At 37.9% G+C, this 9,029-nt stretch carries 15 protein-coding genes; 14 read left to right on the forward strand and 1 reads right to left on the reverse strand.

Annotated elements, in window-relative coordinates:
• Positions 1 to 5: 5 nt before the first annotated feature.
• Positions 6 to 422, forward strand: coding sequence for a hypothetical protein (locus tag H624_RS0105025; RefSeq protein ID WP_026866617.1), 417 nt, complete (start codon positions 6 to 8; stop codon positions 420 to 422).
• A 155-nt stretch (positions 423 to 577) separates the two neighbouring features.
• On the opposite strand, the gene H624_RS12910 is transcribed toward H624_RS0105025, so the two are convergent.
• Complete coding sequence (locus tag H624_RS12910) at positions 578 to 706, reverse strand: hypothetical protein (protein ID WP_281170728.1); 129 nt, start codon at positions 704 to 706, stop codon at positions 578 to 580.
• Positions 707 to 881: 175 nt separating this feature from the next.
• On the opposite strand from H624_RS12910, the gene H624_RS11615 reads away from it, so the two are divergent.
• The 13 genes from H624_RS11615 to H624_RS0105105 all read left to right on the forward strand — a co-directional run bounded on the left by H624_RS11615 (position 882) and on the right by H624_RS0105105 (position 9,029).
• Positions 882 to 1,196 (forward strand): hypothetical protein, encoded by a 315-nt coding sequence (locus tag H624_RS11615; RefSeq protein WP_035856126.1) that lies wholly within the window; start codon positions 882 to 884, stop codon positions 1,194 to 1,196.
• Between the two features lie 139 nt (positions 1,197 to 1,335).
• Positions 1,336 to 1,764, forward strand: coding sequence for a terminase small subunit (locus tag H624_RS0105040; protein ID WP_026866618.1), 429 nt, complete (start codon positions 1,336 to 1,338; stop codon positions 1,762 to 1,764).
• Positions 1,757 to 2,998, forward strand: coding sequence for a PBSX family phage terminase large subunit (locus H624_RS11620; RefSeq protein ID WP_035856129.1), 1,242 nt, complete (start codon positions 1,757 to 1,759; stop codon positions 2,996 to 2,998). Before H624_RS0105040 ends, H624_RS11620 begins: the two co-directional genes overlap by 8 nt.
• Positions 2,999 to 4,378, forward strand: coding sequence for a phage portal protein (locus H624_RS0105050; RefSeq protein WP_026866619.1), 1,380 nt, complete (start codon positions 2,999 to 3,001; stop codon positions 4,376 to 4,378).
• Positions 4,347 to 5,273, forward strand: coding sequence for a phage minor head protein (locus tag H624_RS0105055; RefSeq protein ID WP_026866620.1), 927 nt, complete (start codon positions 4,347 to 4,349; stop codon positions 5,271 to 5,273). The genes H624_RS0105050 and H624_RS0105055 overlap by 32 nt, the downstream gene beginning before the upstream one ends.
• Before the next feature lie 244 nt (positions 5,274 to 5,517).
• Complete coding sequence (locus H624_RS0105070) at positions 5,518 to 5,880, forward strand: hypothetical protein (protein ID WP_026866621.1); 363 nt, start codon at positions 5,518 to 5,520, stop codon at positions 5,878 to 5,880.
• 22 nt (positions 5,881 to 5,902) lie between these two features.
• Complete coding sequence (locus H624_RS12570) at positions 5,903 to 6,073, forward strand: hypothetical protein (protein WP_156889144.1); 171 nt, start codon at positions 5,903 to 5,905, stop codon at positions 6,071 to 6,073.
• Between the two features lie 212 nt (positions 6,074 to 6,285).
• Positions 6,286 to 6,870, forward strand: coding sequence for a DUF4355 domain-containing protein (locus tag H624_RS0105080; protein WP_026866622.1), 585 nt, complete (start codon positions 6,286 to 6,288; stop codon positions 6,868 to 6,870).
• Between the two features lie 15 nt (positions 6,871 to 6,885).
• Entirely contained in the window at positions 6,886 to 7,806 is a 921-nt protein-coding gene (locus tag H624_RS0105085) for a phage major capsid protein (RefSeq protein ID WP_026866623.1), read from the forward strand.
• 17 nt (positions 7,807 to 7,823) lie between these two features.
• On the forward strand, positions 7,824 to 7,952 hold the full coding sequence (locus H624_RS12915; protein WP_281170729.1) for a hypothetical protein: 129 nt from the start codon (positions 7,824 to 7,826) through the stop codon (positions 7,950 to 7,952).
• Positions 7,953 to 7,956: 4 nt separating this feature from the next.
• Entirely contained in the window at positions 7,957 to 8,316 is a 360-nt protein-coding gene (locus H624_RS12575; RefSeq protein ID WP_026866624.1) for a head-tail connector protein, read from the forward strand.
• Positions 8,303 to 8,635, forward strand: coding sequence for a hypothetical protein (locus tag H624_RS11625; RefSeq protein WP_051220483.1), 333 nt, complete (start codon positions 8,303 to 8,305; stop codon positions 8,633 to 8,635). Before H624_RS12575 ends, H624_RS11625 begins: the two co-directional genes overlap by 14 nt.
• A complete protein-coding gene (locus H624_RS0105105; RefSeq protein WP_035856131.1) occupies positions 8,628 to 9,029 on the forward strand; it encodes an HK97 gp10 family phage protein in 402 nt (133 codons plus the stop codon). Before H624_RS11625 ends, H624_RS0105105 begins: the two co-directional genes overlap by 8 nt.

A 9,029-nucleotide genomic window follows, 5' to 3' on the forward strand; every position in this document is an offset into this window, starting at 1 on the left:
GATTTATGAGTTATGCGACTAAATATACGACCGAGAATATTATGGAATTGATTAATAATTATCCGTATTACATCTCTAGATTAAAAGAATTAAATTCACAATATCAATCAGAAATTGGTGGAGGTATTACTGCTCAATATGGAATTGAATCAGCCATGCCTAAAGCACAAGGTATGAATAGCAATCCTGTAGAGAATGATGTTTTAAGAAGAAAGAAAATGAATAAGGAAATAACACGATTAGAAAACAAAGTAAGGTACATCCAGAACAGATGGGATCGCATTGTAGATGAACGTATGGCACTTGTCTTTAATCTGAGATTGAATGGATTGACCTACAGAAGAATAGCGTTTGAATTGGGAATATCGAAGTCTCGTGTTCATCAAGTTTTAGACGAAGTATGCGAGTTATTAAAGGATTAGTAAAGCTGGACAAACTGGACAAACTGGAAAAGTTATGTGGATTACTATTTTTGACTGTAAAATGGGAGGTAGGACGGGGTGGCAAAAGAACATTGTTAAACGAAAAAAAGCAAGGGAGCTAAGCTCCTTCGTGATGTTTCAACGATAATTAAAGTCTAGTGATGTTTTTCTTTATGGTTTGCTAGAGTTCTTCCAGCCTTACTTTTGGCGGATTTTGAGGATCCTTTAGATGCTAAAGTACGACCGGCTTTTCTAGTATGAGAAGTTGTTTTTCTACAAGCCATAAAGTACCACCTCCTGGCATTATGCCAAATAATTCTACGAAGTGGTATCGCCTAGTCCCTGCTGATTTCTATTATATCAGATTGCCGTGAGTCCTCCCTCATATATTTGATTATAACCGTCCGAAAGGGCGGTTTATTTGGTATATTTGAGATATCAATTGATAGGGGAGATATAATGACAAAACATTTATGGAATTGGGAAGGCGATTACTTCGGTTATATTGAAGGTGACCAGTTAAGAACGCATGAAGGTTATCATGTAGGAAAAATTAACAAGAATAATGAGATTTTTGGTTCTGATGGTATGTATCTTGGTGAGATAATGAACGACAACAGGTTAATAACTAAAGAAAGTAAAATTAATAATAAAGAAAAAAGCTTTATACCTAAAATGAAGAAGATAGGTAAAATCAAGAAGATGGAAAAGATAGGGAAGATAATGAAAGTTGGTTATACCGATTTTCCAAAACCAAATAAATTTATTAATTAGACACCCTAATCGGTGTCTTTTTGTTTGTTGAAAACCAACGAGTAACCTCTCACTTCACTCATATAATTTTTAGGTTGCCGTTGGTTTTGAGTAAGCAAAATAAATTAAGTAATTAACGTGAAAGTTGGTGGTAGATGAAATGAACGAGAAACAGAAAAGATTTGTAGATGAATATATCATTCATGCCAACGTTTATAGAGCTGCGATCAATGCTGGGTATAGTGAAAATTATGCTAGAACTAACGCAAGTAAATTGTTAGAAAAAGGTAGTATCAAAGACTATAAAGACAAACGTTTAAAGGAAATGAAGAATGAACGAACAGCAGATGCTCAAGAAGTTATGGAGTATCTCACGGCTGTCATGCGTGGTGAACAGAGTGATGAAGAATTGATACTTGTACCTAATGGCGACTTCGTGAGTGAAGTTGAACGACATGAAAGACGTTCTGATACCGCTCAACGAACCAAAGCTGCAGAGTTACTCGGTAAACGGTATGCAATGTGGACTGATAAACAAATTACAGATACGACAGAACGAATTACGATTGTGAATGATTTAGATGAGTAAAGTAATACACTTAAAAGATGTTGTCGGTAAAGGGTATAAGGACTTCTGGAATAATACACAAAGATACAGAGTATTAAAGGGCGGTCGTGGTAGTAAGAAGTCTACTACAACCGCTCTTAATTTTATATCTAGATTAATTGAACACCCTAAAGCTAATTTACTCGTGATTAGGCAGGTGTTTAAAGACCATAAAGATAGTACCTATTCACAATTGAAATGGGCTGCAAGACAATTAGGCGCTTATGAGGAGTTCGATTGGAAAGTATCACCTTTGGAAGTCGTCAGACGTTCTACAGGTCAAAAGATACTTTTCCGTGGGCTTGATGATCCAATGAGTGTGACATCCGCCACAGTCGAACACGGCTATCTGTGTTGGGCTTGGTTTGAAGAAGCGTTCCAGGTAAGAAAAGAAGATGACTTCAACAAGATAGATATGTCAATCCGCGGTGATACAGGCGGATTGTTCAAACAAATTACTTTGACGTTTAACCCGTGGAGTGAAAAACATTGGTTAAATAAGCGATTCTTTAAATCCGATAGTCCGAACGTATTTACTAAGACAACAAACTATTTATGCAATGAGTTCTTAGATGATGCAGATATATCCTTGTTTGAAGAAATGAAAGTGAAATCACCTAGACGTTACAAGATAGAAGGTTTAGGTGAGTGGGGCATTGCAGAAGGTGGCATATACGAAAACTGGCATGAACGACTGTTTGATACAAATGAAATCAGTAAGCGCCCAGGTGTCGTATCCGCTTTTGGAATGGACTTTGGATTTACGAACGATGAAACAGCATTGAGTTGTGCCTTAGTAGATATACCTAACAGAGAGCTATACATCTTTGATGAACTCTACGAGAAAGCATTGCTTAACGATGAAATTGCTCAAAGAGTAATCGAAAAAGGCTATGGCAAGGAATTAATCATCGCAGATAGCGCAGAACCTAAGTCTATAGTTGATTTAAGGCGGTATGGCTTACGTAAGGTAGCAAGAGCTGAGAAAGGTCCAGACAGCATTAAAAATGGTATTCAGTATATTCAACAGTACACCATATTTGTACATCCTAGATGTGTGAATGCAATAAATGAGTTGTCTAACTACGTGTGGGATACAAATAAATACGATGAACCAATCAATAAGCCAATCGATGAATATAACCACTTCTTAGATGCGTTGCGCTATAGCATGGAACGCATACGTAAAAAAGACAAAATGAAACGAGGTGCCTAAATGAACGTACCAGATCTAATAGACGACATTAAAAAAAATGGTGTACAACCAAAACATATAGAACAGATGATTGAATTAAATAAAGATAATCGTAGACGTATGTATAACTTATATGAACGCTATCAAGCGAAACAAGATGCGATTCCTGTATTCAGACATGATCCCGTTAAACAGTATGAGGACTTCGAAACAGGTGGAAACGTGAAGCGTATTGATCAGTTTGTGAATAACAAACTCAATAATGCGTTTGATGTAGAAATTGTAGATACACGTGTTGGTTACATGCATGGTGTGCCGATTGTCTATCGTGATGAAGATGACGAAGAAACGAAACTTATTCAACAGTTTAGCTTAATGAACAATGCACCAGATAAAGACTCTGAGCTTGGTAAGATGGCTGCGATATGTGGTTATGCTGCAAGAATTATCTATATCGATACAGAAGGTAATGAACGTATTAAAAACCTTAAACCATATAATGTAATGTTTTTAGGCGAAGATATGTCAGAGCCTGAATATAGCTTGCACTACTATCCAGTAAGAGATGAGAGTAAACAAGAAGACGTTTGGCATGCTGAATTCTATGACGATACATACTACCACACCTTTGTTGGTGGAGAGCGTAGTATGCACCTCAGAGAAAGAAAACCACATTTATCTGATTACAATCCACTCTTTGGAGTACCTAACAACGAAGAATTGATTGGGGATACTGAAAGAGTATTATCACTCATTGATGGTTACGACAGAGCGATATCAGATGCATCGTCAGAAATCAGTCAAACTCGTCTAGCCTACTTGGTGTTACGTGGACTAGGGATGGATTCAGATGAAATTCAAGACCTACAGAAGTCTGGTGCATTTGAACTATACGATGAAAAGCAAGATGTGAAGTACCTAACTAAAGATGTTAATGACACGATGATTGAGAATCACTTAGACAGACTAGAGAAGAACATCATGCGGTTTGCGAAGTCGGTCAACTTTAATAGCAATGAGTTTAACGGCAATGTACCCGTGATTGGTATGCATTTGAAGTTAATGGCACTAGAGAATAAATGCATCACATTTGAGCGTAAGATGACGGCTGCACTGCGCTATCAGTTCAAAGTGTTGTATAGCATCTGGAAACGTAAGAACAAGCGCACAGGCGGTGATTTAGACTATTTAAACGTGAGTTTTAAATGGAAACGTAACATTCCAGTCAACAAGTTAGAAGAAGCGCAAGTATTAAGTACGTTAAACGGTCAAATTTCAGATTCTTCTCGTTATGATTTATCTAACTTGATTGAAGATGCAGAAAACGAAATCGAAAAAATGAATGATGAGCTGGTGGTGACTGGCAATGATGACACAGGAACAGATAGACAAGAAGATTGATAGTCTCATCGCACAAGCTGAACGTGAAACAGAAAAGATACTCGCTAGGCGTTTGAAATACATCAAGCAAACTATGGCAGAAATGTTATCAAAGTATCAGCATGATGATCCACACGTCACGTGGACTGAGTTTAATAAATATAATCGGTTTAAGAAAGAAATGGAGCGCATCGAAGAATTACTACAAGGTGATTACTCAGAGATTATTAATCTAATTATCTACAGTCAAACATCAATCTACTTGAACAACTACATGCGAAGTTTGTACATGTATGAACAGACATCAGGTATACAAATGAGCTTTACTGTACCGAGTACAAAAGTTATACAAGATGCACTTGCACAACCGATTGATTTAATTAAGTTAGCACCGACTTTTGAAAGACATCGTAGAAAAGTCCTCGAACAGCTAAGGGGACATATCGCACAAGGTATTCTAGCAGGTAATGGATACAATCAGATTGCACAGTCAATTAATCAAGATGTAGGTTTGAGCATTAGACAAGCTAGACTGGTTGCGAGAACAGAAGGACATCGCTCAATGAGCAAGTCATCAGAAGATGCTGCACAAGTTGCGAAAGATAATGGTGCACGACTAAAAGGTTATTGGGATGCAACACTTGATTTAAGGACTCGTACATCTCACCGCAAAATGGACGGTAAGACGGAAGATGAAGATGGTAATTTCAAAGTTGGATTCTCTACAGGTAAGGCACCTGGTCTATTAGTCGGTGTGGATAGTGCGAAACAGAATATCAATTGCAGATGTAAGAAGTTGTACCTTGTGAACGGTCAAAAGCCGAGCGCTAGACGTGCAAGGAATGAAGATGGTAGTACGAGTCTAATTGAGTACAAAACGTACGAGGAATGGGCTAAATCTCATGGTATGGAATGAAGCTACGGTCTTATTGTTACTCATGGCAGTCCTTAGCTTAATATCTGCAATTAACGTAATGATTCAAGGCAACTACTTTCAGGGTTTGTTGCTTATTTTTATTGTGATAAATCTAATTATTTTAATCAGGATTGCGAGTGATGTAGATGATTATCGAAGTTGAGCCTAAAGAATTATCAAATGGTGATTATGTTATTAAAAATCCGTTTGATGGAACAATAATTATTGTGAGGAGTGACAAGTAATGGTGAAGTACACATTAAAAGCAAAACTAGATATGTCAGAAGTGGAACAAGCAGTTAAGAATTTGAACAAAGCTATTCAAAACACGAGCGTGGAGATAGTTACAGAAGATAATAACGAATACGAATATCTTTCCCACGAGTTTGATGATGAAATATTTTTTGAACAGCAAGAAGCTAAAGAATTTGCCAGTAAACTTAACACAGTAGGTAAGCCAGTTTTTAATGATGAAAAAGATATGATTTTTTATTATGCAGAAGATGAAATCTTAGAACAAGTTTATAAGGTATGGGTTAAAGTTCCTGAATTAGAAGTTGAAGCTATTTATACAGATAACGAGGATTTGGTTTATAGAAGAAAATAGCCAACGAACGGAGTGAATAGCGATGGATTTAGGTAACTACGAAGGCACTATAAGTTTTATGATGCATGTATATGACCTAGAAGAAGCATATGATTCATATCTAAACACACTATCACTAGAGCAACTTGAAGAAGAAAAAGAAATGCTCGAAATACAGTTAGAGATTATAAATAGCAAAAGATTGGACCACTGAAGGGAGTGATGCTTTATTAATACAAGCACTAAAACTCACTAAGGAGGTGGTCGCTCATGTTTAAAGTGAGCATATCTTAATAGCTGTAAATACAGCTCGTCCATTAGACAATGACGTTAAACTTACGTCTATTTTTAATGCGTATCTTTACGTAAATTTATGCAAACACTATGGACTTAACCGTACATGGTGGTTGAAAGGAGTAAATCGCTATGGATTTACAGGAAGTTAGACAGTATTTAGAAGAGAACAAAGGTAACTCAGATGTTCAGTCTGTAATAAATGAATTCAAGACGGTATCTGATGATGACGTAAGAAGTTATTTAGATACAGACGAAGGTAAGAAAATTCTCCAACCGATTTTAGATCGTTATCACTCGAAATCTCTACAAACTTGGAAAGACAACAACTTACAAACTATCGTGGATGAGGAAGTTGCAAAAAGAAATCCAGAGGAGACAGAGGAACAGAAACGTATTCGTAAATTGGAAGAAGAATTAGAGAATCGTGACAAGCAAGCAAAACGTACAACGCTTGAAAACAAAGCGATTAAATTAGCGCAAGAGAAGTCGTTGCCAACTGATTTAGTCAACTTTTTCATCGGTGATGACGAAGAAACGACAAGTGCTAATTTAGACACGTTTAAAGAGAAACTCGATGCAACTGTACAAGCGCAAGTTGAACAGAAGTTCAAAGAAAATGGCAGAGATGTCAAAGATGGTGCAGGACACTCTACACCAAAAGTACAATCATTCAAAGAAATGGCTGAAGAAATTAATATTAGAAACAAACAATAAAGGAGACGATTAACTATGGCAGTACCTAATTACACACCTGATAACGTCCTATTACAGGATGCGAAAACAGGATTTATCCCACAGGAACAAGGTAACTTAGTTGTAAAAGATATTATGAGAGGTTCATCAGTGATGCAGTTAGCGAAAGCAGAAGAAATGACTGCACCTAAAAAGACGTTCACGTACCTAGCAGACGGTTTAGGCGCTTACTGGGTATCTGAGACAGAACGCATTCAAACTTCAAAACCACAGTATCTACAAGCGGAAATGGAAGCGAAGAAAGTTGGTGTCATCATTCCACTTTCTAAAGAGTTCTTACGCTACACAGCAAAAGACTTCTTCAACGAAGTTGCACCACTTATTGCAGAAACATTCTACAAGAAATTTGATGCTGCTGCACTATTTGGCACAGACACACCATACGGTGATTCAGGTAAAGCAATCTTCACTGGTGCAACAGAAGAAGGTAACGTGATTGCTGACACTGGTAACTTGCACGAGGATGCGAACGGTGTTATCTCACTGATTGAAGAAAATGACCACGATCCGAATGGTATTCTTACTACTCGTTCATTCCGTGGAAAAATGCGCGGAGAAGTAGACACTAACGGTCGTCCATTATTCGACGGACAATCTAATGAGTTACTAGGTTTACCAATCGCTTATACGCAAGGCGCTTCATTCGACAAAGACCAAGCGCAAGCATTGTTCGGAGATTGGGATTATGCACGATACGGTATCCTTCAAGGTATTGAGTACGCTGTATCAGAAGATGCGACATTAACTACACTTGCTGCAGATGATGCTTCTGGTCAACCTGTATCTCTATTCGAGCGTGACATGTTCGCACTAAGAGCAACAATGCATGTAGCGTTCATGAACGTTAAACCTGATGCATTTGGTGCTTTAACTCCAGCAGAAACAACTGGTGAATAAAACACAGGAGTGATTGTATGAAGATTGAAAAAGATGGCAAAAAATTAGAGGTGACTGAAAAGGCGTTTAGAGTAGTCTATGCGCCTAAAGGTTACAAAGAAGTCAAACAAACACGTAAGCGAGCAACTAAAAAAGAAGAGGAGTGATTAGATGTCACAGACTCTTATAGCAGAAGTGCGAGAGATACTAGAAACAAATAATATTGCAATACCCGATAACAACGTTCCATTGTTTGAAAAAGATGTGCTAGACATCTTAGAAGATGTAAAGTACATCACAAATAATGACATGGAAGGCTTTGAGAACTATCCTTTTGCAATTGCCAAGTTTATTGCTGGAGTTATTGAGCATAACCAACGGGCGGATGTGAAAGGTAATCTCAAATCACGTTCTATGGGTACTGTGAGCTACACATTTAAAGATTATGATGATACGTATCCTAAACACTTAATGAGCCTACTAGATAGGTTTATGGTGCGGAAGAAGGCGAGATTCCATGTCTTTAAATGAATTCCCTCACACAATCACAGTCGAGCGTACAGAGCGTATTGTGGACGACACAGTCTATCCACCAAAAGAAGTGATAAACACATCGGCTCATGATTTAAAAGCGTTCATGGACACACCTAGCACCTCACAACAAGCGAATTACCATAGTTTAGATATACGTCTAGATAGAGTTTTGTACGTGCCTTACGGTGCGGATATTACTCGTCTAGACGTTTTTATTTACGATGGTGAACTCTATGAGTTTGTGGGCGATTTACAAGATCAAGGCGGACAACATGAGATAGTTTCTGCACCTGTTAGGAGGCTTGCTAATGGCTAGGAATATCTTAGCAAGAGCATTACAAGCCTTTAGCGATAAAACAATCGAACAGACGAAACGTGGTGTGGCTGAGACTGCACAACTGATTGATACTGAGGCATCTTCTAGAGCACCTGTAGACACTTCATTCTTAAAACAAATGATTGGTCACAGCATTAAAGAAGGTGGCTTGAAAGCAGAAGTAGAGTCTGGTGCATCGTACAGTGCGTACGTTGAATTTGGAACAGGAATTTTTGCAGAGGGACCAGGTGGTTCACGTGCTAAGAAAATTCCGTGGTCATATAAAGGCGACGATGGTGAATGGTACACGACTTACGGTATGGTCGCACAACCTTTTTGGTTCCCGTCAGTTGACCGTGGTCGATTGTACTTCAAAAACTACTTTAGCAATTAG

Source organism: Jeotgalicoccus marinus DSM 19772 (genome assembly GCF_000425825.1).
GTDB lineage: Bacteria > Bacillota > Bacilli > Staphylococcales > Salinicoccaceae > Jeotgalicoccus > Jeotgalicoccus marinus.

Excerpts from the sequence above, each read along its gene's own strand:
- H624_RS0105040 (WP_026866618.1), top strand. The coding sequence starts at position 1,336 with ATGAACGAGAAACAGAAAAGATTTGTAGATGAATATATCATTCATGCC.
- H624_RS0105050 (WP_026866619.1), top strand. The coding sequence starts at position 2,999 with ATGAACGTACCAGATCTAATAGACGACATTAAAAAAAATGGTGTACAA.
- H624_RS0105025 (WP_026866617.1), top strand. The coding sequence starts at position 6 with ATGAGTTATGCGACTAAATATACGACCGAGAATATTATGGAATTGATT.
- H624_RS0105055 (WP_026866620.1), top strand. The coding sequence starts at position 4,347 with ATGACACAGGAACAGATAGACAAGAAGATTGATAGTCTCATCGCACAA.
- H624_RS0105080 (WP_026866622.1), top strand. The coding sequence starts at position 6,286 with ATGGATTTACAGGAAGTTAGACAGTATTTAGAAGAGAACAAAGGTAAC.
- H624_RS11615 (WP_035856126.1), top strand. The coding sequence starts at position 882 with ATGACAAAACATTTATGGAATTGGGAAGGCGATTACTTCGGTTATATT.
- H624_RS0105085 (WP_026866623.1), top strand. The coding sequence starts at position 6,886 with ATGGCAGTACCTAATTACACACCTGATAACGTCCTATTACAGGATGCG.
- H624_RS12910 (WP_281170728.1), bottom strand. The coding sequence starts at position 706 with ATGGCTTGTAGAAAAACAACTTCTCATACTAGAAAAGCCGGTCGTACT.
- H624_RS0105070 (WP_026866621.1), top strand. The coding sequence starts at position 5,518 with ATGGTGAAGTACACATTAAAAGCAAAACTAGATATGTCAGAAGTGGAA.
- H624_RS12575 (WP_026866624.1), top strand. The coding sequence starts at position 7,957 with ATGTCACAGACTCTTATAGCAGAAGTGCGAGAGATACTAGAAACAAAT.
- H624_RS0105105 (WP_035856131.1), top strand. The coding sequence starts at position 8,628 with ATGGCTAGGAATATCTTAGCAAGAGCATTACAAGCCTTTAGCGATAAA.
- H624_RS12570 (WP_156889144.1), top strand. The coding sequence starts at position 5,903 with ATGGATTTAGGTAACTACGAAGGCACTATAAGTTTTATGATGCATGTA.
- H624_RS12915 (WP_281170729.1), top strand. The coding sequence starts at position 7,824 with ATGAAGATTGAAAAAGATGGCAAAAAATTAGAGGTGACTGAAAAGGCG.
- H624_RS11625 (WP_051220483.1), top strand. The coding sequence starts at position 8,303 with ATGTCTTTAAATGAATTCCCTCACACAATCACAGTCGAGCGTACAGAG.
- H624_RS11620 (WP_035856129.1), top strand. The coding sequence starts at position 1,757 with ATGAGTAAAGTAATACACTTAAAAGATGTTGTCGGTAAAGGGTATAAG.